The organism is Uliginosibacterium sp. sgz301328, assembly GCF_041807905.1.
GTDB lineage: Bacteria > Pseudomonadota > Gammaproteobacteria > Burkholderiales > Rhodocyclaceae > JBGVSA01.
This window is the reverse complement of sequence record NZ_JBGVSA010000016.1, coordinates 32,096-48,202: the sequence shown is the minus strand read 5'-3', so window position 1 is coordinate 48,202 and position 16,107 is coordinate 32,096. Positions and strand designations below refer to the sequence as shown.

General features: G+C 64.4%; 19 protein-coding genes and 1 tRNA gene. 13 read left to right on the top strand and 7 right to left on the bottom strand.

The features are described 5' to 3' along the window. Window positions 1-49 precede the first annotated feature (49 nt). The 7 genes from ACDA63_RS13250 (at window position 50) to ACDA63_RS13220 (ending at window position 6,174) form a co-directional block, all read left to right on the top strand. On the top strand, window positions 50-1,159 hold the full coding sequence (locus ACDA63_RS13250; RefSeq protein ID WP_373663731.1) for an ABC transporter substrate-binding protein: 1,110 nt from the start codon (window positions 50-52) through the stop codon (window positions 1,157-1,159). A 13-nt stretch (window positions 1,160-1,172) separates the two neighbouring features. Continuing rightward, a complete protein-coding gene (locus tag ACDA63_RS13245; protein WP_373663785.1) occupies window positions 1,173-2,030 on the top strand; it encodes an ABC transporter permease in 858 nt (285 codons plus the stop codon). Window positions 2,031-2,044: 14 nt separating this feature from the next. Then, on the top strand, window positions 2,045-2,875 hold the full coding sequence (locus ACDA63_RS13240) for an ABC transporter permease (protein ID WP_373663730.1): 831 nt from the start codon (window positions 2,045-2,047) through the stop codon (window positions 2,873-2,875). A gap of 56 nt (window positions 2,876-2,931) precedes the next feature. Continuing rightward, a complete protein-coding gene (locus tag ACDA63_RS13235) occupies window positions 2,932-3,264 on the top strand; it encodes a thioredoxin family protein (RefSeq protein ID WP_373663729.1) in 333 nt (110 codons plus the stop codon). Between the two features lie 258 nt (window positions 3,265-3,522). After that, window positions 3,523-4,914 carry an ATP-binding protein gene (locus ACDA63_RS13230; protein ID WP_373663728.1) on the top strand — a complete coding sequence of 464 codons (1,392 nt, stop codon included), beginning with the start codon at window positions 3,523-3,525 and terminating at the stop codon, window positions 4,912-4,914. Next, the gene (locus ACDA63_RS13225) at window positions 4,911-5,597 is read left to right on the top strand and encodes a response regulator (RefSeq protein ID WP_373663727.1); all 687 of its coding nucleotides are present in this window, start codon (window positions 4,911-4,913) and stop codon (window positions 5,595-5,597) included. Before ACDA63_RS13230 ends, ACDA63_RS13225 begins: the two co-directional genes overlap by 4 nt. 187 nt (window positions 5,598-5,784) lie before the next feature. Next, the gene (locus ACDA63_RS13220) at window positions 5,785-6,174 is read left to right on the top strand and encodes a hypothetical protein (protein ID WP_373663726.1); all 390 of its coding nucleotides are present in this window, start codon (window positions 5,785-5,787) and stop codon (window positions 6,172-6,174) included. A 4-nt stretch (window positions 6,175-6,178) separates the two neighbouring features. On the opposite strand, the gene ACDA63_RS13215 is transcribed toward ACDA63_RS13220, so the two are convergent. Next, a complete protein-coding gene (locus tag ACDA63_RS13215; RefSeq protein WP_373663725.1) occupies window positions 6,179-6,862 on the bottom strand; it encodes a flagellar basal body L-ring protein FlgH in 684 nt (227 codons plus the stop codon). A gap of 187 nt (window positions 6,863-7,049) precedes the next feature. On the opposite strand from ACDA63_RS13215, the gene ACDA63_RS13210 reads away from it, so the two are divergent. Next, a complete protein-coding gene (locus ACDA63_RS13210; RefSeq protein WP_373663724.1) occupies window positions 7,050-7,250 on the top strand; it encodes a hypothetical protein in 201 nt (66 codons plus the stop codon). Between the two features lie 2 nt (window positions 7,251-7,252). Here the strand turns inward: ACDA63_RS13210 and ACDA63_RS13205 are convergent, their stop codons facing one another. Both ACDA63_RS13205 and ACDA63_RS13200 read right to left on the bottom strand, forming a co-directional pair. Beyond that, window positions 7,253-8,554 (bottom strand): ATP-binding protein, encoded by a 1,302-nt coding sequence (locus ACDA63_RS13205; protein ID WP_373663723.1) that lies wholly within the window; start codon window positions 8,552-8,554, stop codon window positions 7,253-7,255. Window positions 8,555-8,556: 2 nt separating this feature from the next. Beyond that, complete coding sequence (locus ACDA63_RS13200; protein WP_373663722.1) at window positions 8,557-9,237, bottom strand: response regulator transcription factor; 681 nt, start codon at window positions 9,235-9,237, stop codon at window positions 8,557-8,559. Window positions 9,238-9,608: 371 nt separating this feature from the next. Here ACDA63_RS13200 and ACDA63_RS13195 point away from each other — a divergent pair, with 371 nt between their 5' ends. Further along, entirely contained in the window at window positions 9,609-10,301 is a 693-nt protein-coding gene (locus ACDA63_RS13195; protein WP_373663721.1) for an EF-hand domain-containing protein, read from the top strand. A gap of 48 nt (window positions 10,302-10,349) precedes the next feature. Further along, window positions 10,350-10,832: a hypothetical protein gene (locus ACDA63_RS13190; RefSeq protein WP_373663720.1), complete on the top strand. Its 483-nt coding sequence runs from the start codon at window positions 10,350-10,352 to the stop codon at window positions 10,830-10,832. Window positions 10,833-10,845: 13 nt separating this feature from the next. Here the strand turns inward: ACDA63_RS13190 and ACDA63_RS13185 are convergent, their stop codons facing one another. Together ACDA63_RS13185 and ACDA63_RS13180 are read right to left on the bottom strand one after the other, a co-directional pair. Beyond that, on the bottom strand, window positions 10,846-11,649 hold the full coding sequence (locus ACDA63_RS13185) for a DUF3750 domain-containing protein (protein WP_373663719.1): 804 nt from the start codon (window positions 11,647-11,649) through the stop codon (window positions 10,846-10,848). A 530-nt stretch (window positions 11,650-12,179) separates the two neighbouring features. Then, window positions 12,180-12,254 (bottom strand) — tRNA-Val (locus tag ACDA63_RS13180). 255 nt (window positions 12,255-12,509) lie between these two features. Here ACDA63_RS13180 and ACDA63_RS13175 point away from each other — a divergent pair. Next, the gene (locus ACDA63_RS13175) at window positions 12,510-13,046 is read left to right on the top strand and encodes a cytochrome b (RefSeq protein ID WP_373663718.1); all 537 of its coding nucleotides are present in this window, start codon (window positions 12,510-12,512) and stop codon (window positions 13,044-13,046) included. A gap of 105 nt (window positions 13,047-13,151) precedes the next feature. On the opposite strand, the gene ACDA63_RS13170 is transcribed toward ACDA63_RS13175, so the two are convergent. Together ACDA63_RS13170 and ACDA63_RS13165 are read right to left on the bottom strand one after the other, a co-directional pair. Continuing rightward, window positions 13,152-13,361: a hypothetical protein gene (locus tag ACDA63_RS13170; RefSeq protein WP_373663717.1), complete on the bottom strand. Its 210-nt coding sequence runs from the start codon at window positions 13,359-13,361 to the stop codon at window positions 13,152-13,154. Between the two features lie 171 nt (window positions 13,362-13,532). Next, the gene (locus tag ACDA63_RS13165) at window positions 13,533-14,030 is read right to left on the bottom strand and encodes a DUF4442 domain-containing protein (protein ID WP_373663716.1); all 498 of its coding nucleotides are present in this window, start codon (window positions 14,028-14,030) and stop codon (window positions 13,533-13,535) included. Window positions 14,031-14,185: 155 nt separating this feature from the next. On the opposite strand from ACDA63_RS13165, the gene rocF reads away from it, so the two are divergent. Both rocF and ACDA63_RS13155 read left to right on the top strand, forming a co-directional pair. Next, window positions 14,186-15,106: an arginase gene (gene rocF / locus ACDA63_RS13160; RefSeq protein WP_373663715.1), complete on the top strand. Its 921-nt coding sequence runs from the start codon at window positions 14,186-14,188 to the stop codon at window positions 15,104-15,106. Between the two features lie 202 nt (window positions 15,107-15,308). After that, window positions 15,309-16,085: a M48 family metallopeptidase gene (locus ACDA63_RS13155; protein WP_373663714.1), complete on the top strand. Its 777-nt coding sequence runs from the start codon at window positions 15,309-15,311 to the stop codon at window positions 16,083-16,085. Window positions 16,086-16,107 lie beyond the last annotated feature (22 nt).

Genomic DNA, 16,107 nt, shown 5'->3' with positions numbered 1-16,107 from the left:
AGAGAGCGCGGCAGCGACATGACTGCCGCGGCACAATAAGGAAGAACACATGAATCGCATCATTCGACGCTTCGACGGCGTACGTCGTCGTATCTTCGGCGGCATTGTCGTGACGGCCATCGCGCTGGCGGCATCGCCACTGGCGCAGGCCGAGACACCGCCACCTGTCATTCGCATCGGCATCGCGTCGCCCTCGGTCGGCAATCCGCCGGTCTACACAACCGGCACCATCGGGCTCTCGCGGCAGCGCGGATTGTTCGAGGAAGAGTTCGCCAAGGACGGTGTGAAGGTGGAGTGGTTCTTCCACAAGGGCGCCGGGCCGGCGGTCAACGAAGGGCTTGCCAACAAGCAGTTCGATTTTGTCTTCCAGGGCGACCTGCCTTCGATCATCGGTCGCAGCGGCGGCCTTAAGACGCGCTTCCTGTTGCCGACGGACAGCCGGCAGAACCTGTACCTTGCGGTGCCGCCGGATTCGCCGATCAAATCGGTGAAAGATCTTCGCGGCAAGCGCGTCGCCATCTTCAAAGGCACCAACGCGCAGTTGCCCGCCAACCGCCTGCTCGAAGCCAACGGGCTCACCGAGCGTGACCTGAAGGTGGTGAACCTCGACAACGCCACGGCGCAGGCTGCGCTGGCGAGCAAGGACATCGACGCGGTGCTCGGCGGCTTCGAGTACCTGCGCCTGCGCGACAAGGGCGTGGCCCGCATTGTCTACAGCAGCGTGAGCGATCCGCGCTTCACTCGCCGCTCCGGGCTGCTGGTGACCGAAGAGTTCGCCGAACGCTATCCGGAAACCACCACGCGCGTGGTCAAGGTCGTATTGCGATCCGCGCGCTGGGCCTCGGATGAGAAGAACCGTGGCGAGGTATTCGGCGCGTGGTCGCTGATGGGGTATCCGGCCGAGGTCTACCAGGAGGACTTCATCGGCCAGCCGACGCGAGTGCGGCTGAGTCCGCTGATCGACCCGTTCATCATCCAGCGCTACAAGGAAGCGGTGGAGGATTCCTATCGCTTTCGCCTTACGCGCAGCAAATTCGACGTCGAAAAATGGTTTGAGCCGAAGTTCCTGCGCGCCGCGCTCAAGGAACTGAACCTCGAAAACTACTGGACGCCCACCGATGCCAACGGCAAGCCCGTGGCAGCGGTGGCGGCGCGATGAGAGCGGGGTGGATATGGGAACCGTGCTGATCGCGCAGGCGGCCGAAGCGCTCGATTCGACACCGCCACTTACACTGGGCGCGGCATGGCGTGCGCGCCTTCTTGCGACCGCCGGCGCGCTGCGCGATCTTGCGCTGGCCTGGCCGTTTCCGTTGCTGGTGTTTGCCGTGTGGTGGCTGGCGGCGCACAACGGCTGGGTGGCCGAACAGATATTGCCCGCGCCGGGCGTGGTGGCGGACACGTTCAACGACCTGTGGCAGACGGGGGACATTGCCGCCAATCTGCAAATCAGTCTGCTGCGCGTGGTGTACGGCTTTGCCATCGGTGTTGGCATTGGGCTTGTGCTGGGCGTTGCGATGGGTCTGTCGCCCACGCTTAAGGACTACCTCTACCCGAGCTTCAACACCTTCGCGCAGGTGCCGTCATTGGGCTGGCTGCCCTTGCTGATGATGCTGGTCGGCATCGGCGAGGCGCTGAAAATCATCCTCATCACCAAGGCCGTGCTCGTGCCGGTGGCGATCAGCACCTACCAGGGCATCCGCTCGGTGCCGACGCGCTTCATCGAAGTGGCGCGCGTGTATCAGCTCACGCGCGGGCAACTGCTGCGCCGGGTGGTGTTTCCCGCAGCGTTCCCGCAGATCTGGACGGGCATCCGCTTTGGCATGACCAAGGCGTGGCTCGCGCTGGTGGCGGTGGAACTGCTGGCGTCCAGCGAGGGACTGGGCTTCATGCTGGTGTATGGCCGGCAGCTCTTCCAGCTCGACGTGGTGATGGCGGCCGTCGTGGTGGTCGGCGCGGTCGGATTCGCGCTCGACAAGGGGCTGGCGTTGATCGAACTGCGGCTGCTGCGCTGGCGCCGTGCGAGTTTCTGATTGGAGGACGAGCCATGAATACCAGAACGCTCGCAGCGGGCGCCATCCTGCAACGCAAGCCGGCCGAGGTGGGCCGCTGGCGGCGTATCGCACGCGGTGCGGCCTTGCCGCTGGCCGTACTCGTCGTGTGGTCCGCCGCGTTCCGGCTGGGTGTGGCGAAGACGGAATTCCTCGCTTCGCCCGAGCAGGTGTGGAACACCGCGCTGCGGCTCATCGGCAACGGCTATCTGCTGGACTCGTTGTCGGCGAGCCTGCGGCGCGACCTCATCGGATTCGTGATCGGGGCGACGCTCGGGTTGGGCGCAGGCGCTCTGCTGGGCTTTTCGCGGCTGGCGGAAAAACTCTTCGGACCGAGTTTTCACACCGTGAAGCAGGTGTCGTTGCTGGCGTGGATTCCGCTGATCTCATTGTGGTTCGGGCTCGGCGATCCGGCCAAGGTGGCGTTCCTGTCGCTGGCGGCGTTCTTTCCGATGGTGCTCAATACGTTCGAGGGCATCCGTAGCGTGCCGCGCGAACTGTTCGAAGTCGCCCGCGTGTTCGAATTCTCGCGCTGGCAACTGATCCGCCGCGTGGTGTTGCCGTCGGCCTTGCCGTCGATCCTCACGGGGGTGCAGCTTGCGCTGATGTACTCGTGGGTGGCCACGCTCGGCGCGGAATACCTGCTGACCTCGGGGCGCGGCATCGGCAACCTGATGGTCGATGGGCGCGAACACTTCTGGATGGACCAGGTCATTCTCGGCGTGATCGTGGTCGGCGTCGTGGGCTATGTGCTCAACGTGTCGGCCATCGTGGCGGAAAAGCGCTTGCTGCGCTGGCGCGGCACGACGACGGCGCGCTTCTCGTAAGCCAGGCGTACTCCTTGCTGTGTGCCATGATGGAATGTCATCACAAGGAGGCACGCATGAGCAGCGCACCTTACGCCAACGTCGACCTGAGCCGCGAAGACGTCGACGCCCTGAACGGCCCCGTCGTCATCGAGTTCGGCACCAACTGGTGCGGCTTCTGTCGCGGCGCACAGCCGGCCATCGACATGGCAATGGATGGCCGCGACCATGTCACCCACATCAAGGTCGAGGACGGCAAGGGACGCCGGCTGGGGCGCTCGTTCGCCGTCAAGTTGTGGCCGACATTGATATTCATGCGCCAGGGGCGCGAGCTTGCCCGCGTGGTGCGCCCCGATGATGCGCAAGAGATCCTGCAGGCGCTGGCGCTGATCGATCCGCCCGGCGGGTAGGCTTCGCGCCCGGCACGCGCGCCGGTTCATGCCGCGCGAGTTGTCGTCGCCAATCGTGCAAAGCGCGGAACAGGGGGAGTATTCCCTCGCTATTCCGGCATTCCATGCAAAACAGTGCCTTGCGCGCGCGCTTGAACATTTCCACACAAAGTCCGCGCAAATGCTTGCAAGGTCGCGTGGCAGCATGCCTCGCATTGCCACAAGCTCACCGTGCATGCGCTTTGCTCAGCGCGGGCCGCGCAGCCAACACGTTTCAACATGCAGCCCACGCGACTCCGCACGAGACTCTTGCTGGCCTTCTCCGCACTGTTCCTGATCCTTGCCGCCGTGGTGTACGGGCTCAATGTCTGGAGCTTCAATCGCGGCTTCTCGTCATACCTGCAGCAGCAGTCGCTCACGCGCCTGAGACCGCTGGCGCGCGCGCTGGCCGACTACTACGCCCGCCACGGTACGTGGGAAGGCTTCGTGGCCGACCCGCGGTTGCTGGGTCGCCTGGCACGTCAGTCGTCGGAGGACGCGCGGCCCGGCTCGCTGCATGGCCCGCATGAACCGTCGTTCGATCTGCCTCCGCCGCCGGGCATCACCTTGCTCGATGCGCAGCGCCGTATGCTGGTCGGTCCGACTGGCACTCGCGACATCGAAGCCACGTTGCCCGTGACCGTTGGCGACGCCGCCGTGGGTTACCTCGGCATGGCGCCGGCACCCGGTTTCACCGAGGTCGTCGACAGCGCATTCGCCCATCAGCAGCGCAGCAGCTTTGCGCTGACGGCCTCGGTGATGGTGTGCATCTCGGTGATCGCGGCGATCCTGATGGGGCGCTGGCTGGGGCGTCCCATCGGCGAAGTCGCGCGTGCATTGCATGCGCTGGCTCGCGGACAGTGCGAGGTGCGCGTGGCGGTGACGCGCGGCGATGAGCTTGGCCAGCTCGCGCAGGATGTCAATCGCCTGGCCGTGGCGCTCGATGCCAGCCGTCAGGCGCGACAGGCGTGGTTCATGGATATCGCGCACGAATTGCGCACGCCGTTGACGGTGCTGCGTGGCGAGATCGAGGCGGTGGAGCAGGGCGTGCGCCGCGCCGACGTGCGCAGCATGCAATCGTTGCGCGAAGAGGTGTATCGGCTTGCCTTGCTGGTGGACGACTTGCATTTGCTGTCGCAGGCCGATGCCGGGGCGCTGCGCTGCAGTCCGCGCGAAGTCGACCTTGCCGCATTGATCGATGAACACGTCGCTCGTTTCGGCGAAGCGCTATCGACGCAGGGCATCTCGCTGCAATTGACGCTCGAGTCGGCGCCGGTGTGGGGCGATCCAGAACGTCTGCGGCAGCTCTTGTCCAACCTCATGCAGAACACGCTCCGCTACACCGTCGGCCCCGGCGCGTTGCACATCGCGGTGACGCGGGTCGGACAGTGCGTCCATGTCGTATGGGAAGACTCAGCGCCGGGCGTGCGCGACGTCGATCTGCCGCGTCTGGGCGAGCGATTCTTCCAGCCGACGCGCATGGAGGGGCGCGTGCATGCGGGCAGCGGCATCGGGCTGTCGATCGTGCGCGTGATCGCCGAAGCGCACGACATGTCGCTCGTCGCTTCGAGCAGCGAGCTGGGAGGACTGCGCTGGGAACTGCGCGCGAGTCTGCAGGGAGATCCGTCGTGACTCAACGTGTGCTGATCGTCGAAGACGAATCCAAGATTGCGTGCCTGTTGCACGACTACCTTGCCGCAGACGGGTTCGAGCCGGTGTGTGTCGACCGTGGCGACGCGGCCGTAGCCTGGCTGGGAGAGCACAACGCGCAGATCATGCTGCTCGACCTCAATCTGCCAGGTCTGCCCGGACTGGAAGTATGCAAGCAGGTGCGTCGTCATTCGAACATTCCGATCATCATGCTGAGCGCCCGCGCCGATGAACTCGATCGATTGCTCGGGTTGGGACTCGGCGCGGATGACTATGTGTGCAAGCCGTTCAGTCCGCGCGAAGTGGTGGCGCGCGTGCGCACGGTGTTGCGCCGTGCAAACCAGGCGCAATCACCTGAAGCGCAGCAGGGGCTGCAACTGGACGATTCATTTCATTCGGTCACCATCGACGGCTTGTCCGCACGCCTGACGGCCATTGAATACAACCTGCTCAAGCTGCTCGCTTCGCGCCCCGGGCGGCTGTTCAGCCGGCAGCAACTGATCGACAGCATGTACCCGGATTCGCGCGTGGTCACCGAGCGCACGGTCGACAGCCACATCCGCAAGATACGGCACAAGCTCATGACCGTGGCGCCGCATCGCGAGCTGATCCATTCGGTGTACGGCGTGGGCTACCGCTACGAGTGGCAGGTGACCGACGCCTGAGGCCTGCAAATTTCTTGCACATTGTGGCGGCACCATCCGAGTACGTTCTGATGGTGTCGATGGTGTGCGCCTCTCCTCTGCCTGGCTTTTTCCCTTGATGCTCTTGCCTGCCGGCTGCGTTGTCGTCAGCGTACCGGTGGGTGATCTTTTGACCGCGGCCGTCTCGGGCGCGAGCGAGGTTGCGAGCATGGCCGAGAACAAGAAGATGGCGCACCCGCGTCTGGCCATCACCAACGTGTGCGTGGAGTGGAACGAGCAGGTCTCGATTCCGGACTTCCTGTCCTCGGTGCAGTCGGAGTTGCGCAAGTATGGTGTGTCGTCGCGCGTGTATTCGCCGGGTACGGTCCCCGCCGGCTGCGACGCCACGCTCAACTACACGGCCGCCCGCGACTGGGATCGGCATCTGCTGCGCGAGCAGCTCATTCCATACATGACGAGCGCATCGCTCACGCTGTACCGCGACGACAAGGTGTTGTCGCAGGCCAACTACCAGATGAAGGGTGTGGGCTTCGACAAATGGGCCAGCACCAGCACCAAGCTGGCCCCTCTTGTCGAATCCCTGCTGTATGACTACTGAGTGCTCAGATATCGAGCACGGTGAGGAAGAGGCGCTGCATCCAGCCCAGCGTGTTGGCGTCGGCGATCACTCCGCGGCCGACCTGTTCGATGCGGGCATCGGCCACTTTCTTGGACGAGATGACGTTGCCCTGCTGGATGTCGCGCCGCCGCACGACGCCGGTGAAGCGCAACGTGGTCATGTTGCCCGACAGGCTCATGCGCTTGTCGCCCCCGACCATCAGATTGCCGTTGGGCAACACGTCGATGACGGTGACGGCAAGCGTGCCCGACAGCGAATCGGTGGTCTCGGTCTTGCCCGAGCCTTCGAACTTTGCCGAGGCGGACGTATCGGCATCGATATTGAACAGCTCCTTGAGTATGCCGGTCATGCTCGCCAGCGCGCCCGGTCCCTTGGCGGCGGCCGAACCTTCTTTCGACGTCGTGGTGGTGGTCTTGGTGCTGCTCTTCATCGACTCGGCCAGCTCGATCGTGAGCACGTCGCCGACATAGCGCGCGACGGGCTCCTCGAACAGCATGATGGCGTTCGATGCCTGGTAGATGGCGCCGCGATTGACGATGCGCGGCGCGTAGTCGGTGGGCCGCGCCGTCGTCGGCTTGTCGATCACCGGTGCGGCAGGGAAGAGACTGCATGCGGCCAGTTGCATGGCGACGGACGTGCACAGTGCGAGGCAGATTGCTCGATTCATGATGACTCCCTGGAACGGCGCGGCCCCTGTGGATGGGCGTGCGCCTCGTGGCCCGTTGGCCCGCGAGGGAGTGTGTCGACAGAGTGTGCAAGAACTGCTCAACAAAATTGAAAGATGACCGGCGCCTGCGTTTGCGCAGCGCCGGTTGCCCTGCGGACCGCGGTCCGCTCACCATGAGGAGCCAGCCATGAGCATGATCGTCAACAGCGCAGCCAATGCCGCACAGTTTTTTCACCGCGTAGGCAATACGCTCGACTCAGTGAGCAGTGGCCTGTCGAGTACCGAGAAGGCCATCGCGAATGGGGTGACGCAGGCCACCCAGACTGTTGCGTCCACCGCTCGTACGGTGGTCGGCGGTATCGGTAGCGTGATCGATATCCTGGTCTGAGTTCAGGCCGCGCCGGCCAGCGGCAGGTGCACGCGCACCCGCAGGCCGGTGCCGCCGGGACGGTCGAGCAGCGCTATGTCGCCGCCATGTGCGGCGAAGATGCGTCGCGCGATGGCCAGCCCGAGACCGTGCCCGCGCGGGGCGTCCGCACGACCCTGACGGTAGAACGGGGCGAAGACGGCTTCGCGTCGCTCGAGCGGAATGCCGGGGCCTTCATCGTCGACGATCAACACGGCGCGGTGTCCCTCCTGCGTGAGCGACACGTGGACCGCACCCGTGGTGTGGAGCAGGGCGTTGCGGACGATGTTCTCCAGCGCGCGATGCAGGAGTTCTCCGTTGCCACGGGCGACGAGCGACGGTGCGGTGCGCAAAGTGATGCCGTGCGCGGCGGCGCCGGCTTCAAAACGGGCGTCTTCCACGATCCCCGCGATGAGCCCGGTGAGGGACACGTTTTCATCCATCGCATCGACGACGCCGGCTTCGAGTCGCGACAGGGTGAGCAAGCCGTCGATGAGCGTGTCCATGCGCATCAGTTCCTGATCGAACCGGTCGGCCAGTTCGCTCGCTTCCTGCGGACGCTGGCGCAATACGTCGGCCGCTGCCTGCATGCGCGCCAGCGGCGAGCGCAATTCGTGCGACACGTCGTGCAGCAAGCGGCGTTGCCCGTCCATGAGATTGCCGATCTTGTCGGCCATGATGTCGAACTCGAGGCTGAGTTCGCCGAACTCATCCCGTCGCCGTCCCAGCGTTGGCCCCAACCGTACCGACAGCGCGCCACGTGCGGTTTCGCGAAAGGCGGTGCGCAGGCTGCGAATGGGGCGCCAGTAATGCCACGCGAGGATGCCTGCGAAGATCAGGCTGACGACGGCGCCGGCAATCAGCGGTTCGGGCGGCAATTCGTACCAGTGGTGTGCCCGGGGATGCGCGCCGCGCATGCCGGGGCCGGGGCGCGGCAGGATGCGATATTCGTCGTTGCCGACACGCACGTTCTGCATGCGCGCCTGCCAGTCGGGTGGCGGCGGCAGGTCTTCGGGCACGGGACGGCCCAGGACATCGCGCCCCGAACGATCGAGCACCAGGGGCAGCGGACGACCAGCGGCGCGCCAATTGTCCTGCAGGCGCGCGAGCGCCGGTACGCCGCCGGCCTGCAAAGCGTTGGTGACGGCGCGCATCGTCGTGCTTTCGCTCCCCTGTTGTTGCGCGAACGAAGGGCTGCGTACCCACATGGCGATGCCCACGCCGAGGACGGATGCCAGTTGCGCCAGCCAGAACCACAGCAGGAATCGCCAGAACAGACGCCCCATGGCTACTCGCGCACCAGCAGATAGCCCTGGCGGAACACGGTCTGGATGGCCGCGCCGCCATGATCGATCTGGTCGATCTTGCGGCGGATGGCGCTCATGTGCATGTCGACGGCTCGGTCATGGCGCGTGTAGGCGCGGTTCAATCCGTGCTGCGACAGCAGGCTCTTGCTGACGGGGCGGCCGACGTTGCGGGCCAGCAGTTCGAGCAGGCTGAATTCGCTGCTGGTCAGATGCAACGCGCTGTCGTGCCATTCCACGCGCCGCTTGCTCGGCCACATTGCCAGCCGCCCGAAGCGCAGCGGTTCTTCTTCCGACGACAGCATGCCCGCTCGACGCAGGATGGCGCGGATGCGGGCCACCAGTTCGCGCGGCATGCAGGGTTTGGGCACGTAGTCGTCCGCGCCTTCTTCGAGGCCCTCGACCCGGTCGGCGTTCTCACCCTTGGCGGTCAGCATGATGACGGGTATGTCGCTGCGCGCGCGGATCGACTTGAGCGCGGTAATACCGTCGATGCCGGGCATCATCACGTCGAGAATGGCCATGTCATGGCCACCGCTGACCGCCTTGAGAACGCCGCTCTCGCCATCGTGAGCGAGATCTACGGTGAAGCCTTCGTTGCGGAAGTACTTGGCAAGGATATCCAGCAGGTCGTGATCGTCATCGATCAGCAGAATGTTCGGCATGGTGGTCATCTGAGGCGGCGCAGCGTGCCGATCATATCGGGCGGCGTGTCCGACGGCGAGAGGGGCCAGGGCGGCGCAATGGATGCCGCTATCGCGATCGGCAAGGTTTGCCGTGTGCAGGCCGCGACGCCTGGCGGCGGGCGGCGATGGCGTGTTTGCCGCTGGCGGCAAGGCTTGCCGGCGATGCGTCGGACCACCGGGGCGCATTGAGCCATCGTGCCGTCTGGACGCGGACACGGCGTTGAGTGTTAAGGAATGCTGACCGACATTTACCCCGTTTTACGCTGCAGGAGCCGAAAACAGGGCTGTTTCGGCCGATATCTTGCATAAGCAGGTGCATCGCGCGCCGTGCGCAAGATAGGGAGTACGACATGGTCAGTTCGGTATCGAGTATCAGCAGCAGTCTCGTCTCTTCATTGATGCAGGCCCGGCAGAAGCCGAGCGCGTCCGACGTGGCGGGCGAGATCTTCTCGAAGCTCGATACGTCGGGGCAGGGATACCTGGACAAGGCGAGCTTTACCAGCGCGCTCAGTTCCACCGCAGGATCGAGCAGTAGTGACGCCGAGGAAGTGTTCAACGCGATCGACGAGGACGGCGATGGCAAGGTTACGCAGAGCGAACTGGCCGACACGCTGCAAAAGCTGTCCGACCAGCTCGACGGCGCGCGCATGAACCAGGCCATGTCGGCAGGGGGCTTTGCGCCTCCGCCGCCTCCGCCATCGGATGAGAGCGACACCGGCATGACGCAGGATGAGCTCACCAGCTTTGCCGAAGATGTGTCGTCCACCGATGGCGATCTGTCTTCGATGTTGAGCGACGTGGCATCCAATTTCGATGCGGCGGACACCAACGGTGACGGCAAGGTGACGTTCGACGAAGCGATGACCTATCAACAGACCAAGGCATCGTCGAGCACGACGAACGCCGACGCGAGCGGCTCCGCTAATACCGACGCCCAGTCCGACCGCAAGGTGCTGCAGCAGATCATGCAACTGGTGCGCGCCTACGGGGCGTCCGACGAGTCCGGCTACACCAGCAGTGCGCGCCTGTCGGTCAGCGCCTGAGCCCACTGAGACGGACCCGGCCAGCGATGCGCCGGGCGGGAGCCTGACATGACCTCGATGATCTCTTTGCTCGTCGCCTCGCTGGCGGCGGGATGGACGGGTATTGCCTGCGCCGGCCGTTTCAACGACGCGGGCAATCTCGCTGAAGCTGTCGGCATGCTCAAAATGACCGAGCACGTCAGCACGGTGCTGCGCGATCAATGCGTGAGCGAGTTTCCCGCGCTGGCGTCATTCATCGACGTCGAATTGCGGCAATGGCGCGGCAACGAGTCGGCGGTGCTCGAACAGGTGGAGCGACGGTGGCGCGCCTTCGAACGCGACGGGCTCGAGGGCGGACGCATCCTGGCCGATGGTGTGCGCGCGGTTCGCAGCGACCTTGCCTTCATCGCCCGTATGGATGACGACGATGCGGGCGCGACGGTCGAAGACTATTGTCGCCGCAGTTTTCGCGACCTGGCCGCAGGCGCGTGGCGTGTGCGCACGCCGACGGCGTATCGACTGCTGGAGCAGGAGATGGCGGCCGCTCCGTAAAGCGAGCGCTCGATCAAGGTGCGGTGCTCGGCGTGACGTTGCTGTCGTCGATCCTGCGCGTCGTGTCGTCGAAGCCGATGCGGCCGATGAACGGCAGGCGAAGGGCGGGACGGTTCAGGTCGATTCCGAAATCCAGCCCGAGCAGGTTGAATTCGAGGCCTTCCTCCAGCCCCACGCTCAGGCCCAACAGCCCGAACAGCGATGCCTGGACTCCGCTGCCGGAGGGCGACAGCCCGATGGGGTTGGTGATTGCCCGGTAGTCCTTGCCGATGGCGTTGGCGGGCAGGTCGAGGCCCAGTTCCGGCACTTCGCGGCCGATGTGGGCGATGAACGTGTTGCTGTTCGGGCCGGGATAACTGCGGTAGATGTGGGGGAACGGGTAGCTTGCGATGGCCGCTTCGATGCGGTCGATCATGGCGCCCGCCGCCGGCCCGCGATGGTCCACGATGAGCTGCGGCTGCGCACCGAACCAGAGCCCGTCTGGGATCGCGTAGTCGCGGCGCACGACGTTCGAACCGCCCCAGCCCACGACTTCGAAGCGCGTGTAGTGCGATTCGTTCGCGCGTTTGTAGATGATCCACGGATGCACCGCGAACATGCCGCGCCACCCGAAGGTCGAGGCGACATAGACTTGAACGATGGCTGTCTGTGCATTCTGCTGCGGGTCGGGCGCGATGCCTGCCGAGTGTCGCGGCGCGGTCATCCAACTGCCCGCCGTGGGGCGTTCGCCGCTCAGCGCAGTCTTGGTAAAGCTCAGACCGAAAGACAGGGCGATCACCGCCGCAATGGCGGCCTGCCAGCGTCGCACGTACTTCATGACCTCTCCAGAACCGAATTCGGTGGAACCAGCGTGAGGGGATTCAAGCACAGAGTGGCGGCTGAGGTCACTCAGACTCTGCTTCGTAGCAGGTCACGCAGTGCTGTTGCCCGCACGACGACGTGCGCGCGCCGTGCCATTGCCGGAAGGCTCTCGACGCCGAAACGACGTAGTACGGCTGACTTCGCGCGGCGCTCGATGGCGTTGTCATCGGGCAGCAGTTGCTTGAGCGCTCGCGACACATCGCCGGTGAGGGCCTCGCCTCGGCCGTGTCATGTATGAGGTCCGCCAATGGCATCGGCAGCGGCACGACATGCAACACCATGACGGAGTGTTGCGACCGAATAGAGCGTTCTGGCGCGGTGAGCTTGCGCGGGGTTGGACACGCTCGCGTTGGGCGGTGCGTTGCCAAAGGCCGCGTCATTGAACGTCGATGGATATCGCGGACTCAATGGATCATCCGCGCCATTGAGTGTCTTCAATGACGCAGACTGCTATGTGTAACGTATTGATTGTGCTGCTGGAAACCTTGGTGGGCGGTACTGGGATCGAACCAGTGACCCCTGCCGTGTGAAGGCAGTGCTCTACCGCTGAGCTAACCGCCCAAGGCAAGACGTGTCGTCTTGGAGAGGCAGCATTATAGCGGTGTTTTCTGATCCGTCAAACGTTTTTCGTGGTTGCCGCTATCGTACCGACGCAGGCGCGGTGCCGGCGCCAGCCAGGGGCGGTGGGCCTCGATATCGGCGATGGAATCGTCACGCGTGAAGGACTAGGATGGCGGACGTGTCTGCGGTATGCAGACCGAATGGAGCTCCGGTTCAGGACGCCGAAGCTTGTCCATCTTCCACGGAGGTTTCCGAATGTCCTCCCCGCAATACAGCACCCCCACCAAGCTCATTCACTGGCTCACGGCGATCCTGGTGCTCGTCGCATTCATCTACGGCCCTGGCGGTTCAGAAACGCGGGTCTATTCGGCCTCGCGCGATTTCGATCGGCAACTGCACGAAACGCTCGGGCTGTGCGTGCTGGCCTTGTCAGTCATCCGGCTGTTATGGCGGGCGGCGGACAAGCGGCCAGCGCCGGAGGACGGCGCTCGGTGGATGCGGCGCACCGCTTCGGCGGTGCAGGTCATCCTGTTTGCACTGCTGTTCATCGTGCCGCTGACGGCAATATCCGGAGCATGGCTGGAGGGGCATCCGCTGACGCTGCTGCAGTCAGTCACGATTGCGCCGCCCATTCAGCCATCGCATGAACTCGGCGCGACGATTGCCGAACTGCACGGCTGGCTGGGTGACGTCATTCTTTGGGTGGCAGGGCTGCATGCCGCGGCGGCGTTGTTCCACCATTACGTGCTCAAGGACAACGTGCTGCGCAGGATGCTGCCGTCCCGAGGCTAGACGGCGCGACCGGCTTGACAGCGCAGGCGCTCCACTCGTTGCACGCGATGAAGGTTGCGCCGTGGCTGAGTCCTGTTTGCTGGCGGCTGATTCAGTATTGGTCCGTCAGCGGCGCTCCATCCGTTTGACGACCCAATGCAGTATGGCGAACGCACCCGTCATGCCGCCCAGCCCTGCGGCAAGACCGATGGCGATTCGCATGTTCGCGCTGTCGCCGAGCATGGCAAGTCCGCCTGACCAGATTGCCAGGGCAAAGAGGCTTGCCAATACCCACCACAGGAGCGCCATTGCCAGCGCGCGCACTACTCCGCTCATGCGTTCAGTTTTTCCGGTTGCGTCGTCGGGCTCCTATTGTCATATCGTCGCCCGGAAAACGCACGCAGCTTTTTTGGCAAGGCGCGGCGTAAACATCGCCCGCTGCGCCAAGTATTCACGCTTGCCAAGGACGAGCGCCAACGCCGCTGTGATGTTGTTGCCACGCGTCTGCTATTGCTCGCGACGATGCGGCTTGAGCCGGACGTAGACCTGCTTGCGCACGTGCGCGACGATTTCGCCCTCGGCGGTGGCGACATCCACGCTGAACCAATGCAGCACCTTGTCGCCGTTGGCGGCCGCGGTGCGGATTTCATCGACCACGGTTTCTTCGAGCGTGAAATGCGCGAACACATCCGCTTTGCCGGGCGCCACGAAATCGATCTCGCCCGCCTTGTCCCACACGTAATAGTCCTTGCCCAGTCGATGCAGCAGCAACAGCATCCACATGGGGTCGGTCATGGCGAACAGGTTGCCGCCAAAATGCACGCCCATGTAATTGCGGTTCCACGGCCGCAGGCGCATGCGGACGGTGGCGTGGCGCCAGTCGTCGTCGAGTTCGAGAACGCGGATGCTGCTGACGAGAAAGGGCGGCCAGAGGTTGACTAGCCGTTTGAAGGTGGATGCGCGCATGGAGGTCGTGCCGATCGAGATCAGATGCGATGAAACCATACGGACGCGTATGGTGCAATCGGCGCCGTGCCGCGACTGATCGACGGCGGTTACGGTTCGCCGCGCTGGACAGGCAACGATCCGCGCACTACCTTGCAGCGCGTAGCCGAGTCGCCCGGTGAGCGACAGGGTTGGGCCAGCGGGAGGAGACGGGCATGGTCATTGGCATTGATCTTATTGGCGCGCCGAGTGACGTTGGCGCCAGCACGCGAGGATGCTCGATGGGGCCCGAGGCGCTGCGCGTGGCCGGGCTGGGTGAGGCACTGGCCGACATGGGCATGGCGGTGCGCGACACCGGCAACCTGTTCGGGCCACAGAATCCGTGGCAACCGGCACAGGAAGGTTATCGCCACCTGCCCGAGGTGATTGCCTGGAACCGCCTGATCCACGATGCCTGCATGACGGCCTACGACGCCGGTCGCATGCCCTTGCTGATGGGGGGCGACCATTCGCTCGTGATCGGTTCGATCAGTGCCGCCGCGCGCCACTGTCGGCGCCAGGGCAAGCGCCTGGTGGTGCTGTGGCTCGACGCGCATGCCGATTTCAATACGTCATCGGTGACGCCCAGCGGCAATATTCATGGCATGCCGCTCGCATGTCTGTGCGGCGCCGGCCCGGACGAGCTTGTCGCCATGTCGGGCGAGGTGCCGGCGCTCAAGCCGGAAGCCATCTGCCAGGTAGGGGTTCGCTCGGTGGACTCCGGCGAGCGACATCTGGTCGAAGCGGCCGAGCTGGAGGTCTACGACATGCGCGCCATCGACGAATACGGCATGCGCGCCGTCATGCAGCGGGCGCTCTATGGCGTGGATGAAGATACGCACCTGCATGTCAGCTTCGATATCGATTTCCTCGATCCAGACATTGCGCCCGGGGGCGGCACGGTTGTGCCCGGCGGCCCGACCTATCGCGAAGCCCAGCTCTGCATGGAAATGATCGCCGACAGCGGGCGGCTTTCGTCGCTCGACGTGATGGAGCTGAACCCGGCGCTGGATGAACGCAATCGCACGGCGCGGCTGGCGGTGGATCTGGTTGAAAGTCTCTTCGGCCAATCCACGCTCGCGCGCAGACCGATCTAGCAGCTGTTCGACCTCTCCCATCGATTCGTTCATACAGTCTGACAGCCCCGGTTGCGTTACCGGACGGCGATATATGACTGTGTTCAAAGACCTTCCACTTCGTTTCCGCGTCGCAGGAGCCGGCGCGGCGCACTCCGCATACTTGTCGGCTGCGTCGGCCCGGCGGGCCGGCGACATACAAGCAAACACTGCGGAGAATGAAATGAAGTTTTCGAAGATCAATCGCGGCGGTCTGACCGCCATTGCCGCTGTCACGCTGCTTGCGCTGGGCGGTTGCGCGCAGAAGGGCGGCGGCATGAACGTCGACAACATGCTCAATGCCGGCATGATGGGCGTGCAGGCTGCCACGTTGAGCGATGCCGACATGCAGCAATTGACCAATGACTCGTGCACCAAGATGGACAAGACGAACAAGCTGGCGGGCGCGAAGGACAAATACTCCGTGCGCTTGGCCAACCTGATGAAGGGCATGCCGTCCTCGGTCAATGGCGCGACGATCAACTACAAGGTCTACATGACCAAGGACGTGAATGCCTGGGCCATGGCCAACGGCTGCGTGCGTGTCTACAGCGGTCTGATGGACATGATGAACGACGACGAAGTGCGCGGCGTCATCGGCCACGAAGTCGGCCACGTGGCGCTGGGCCACTCGCGCAAGGCGATGCAGGTGGCCTACGCCACGGCGGCGGCACGTGCTGCGGCTGGTTCGTTCGGTGGCTCGGTCGGGGCGCTGACGGATTCGCAACTGGGCGACATCGGTGAGGCGTTCGTAAATGCGCAGTTCTCGCAATCGCAGGAACTGGCGGCCGACAACTATTCCTTCGACCTGCTGACGAAGGCCGGCATGAAGCGCGAGGGTCTGAAGACCGGCTTCGAAAAGCTCGCCAAGCTCGGCAATGGACAGAGCAGCGTGTTCGATTCGCACCCGCCCTCGGCCGAGCGCGCACAGAACATCGCCAACCGCCTGGCGGGCAAGTAAGCGGCAACGGCGTCAGCGCACA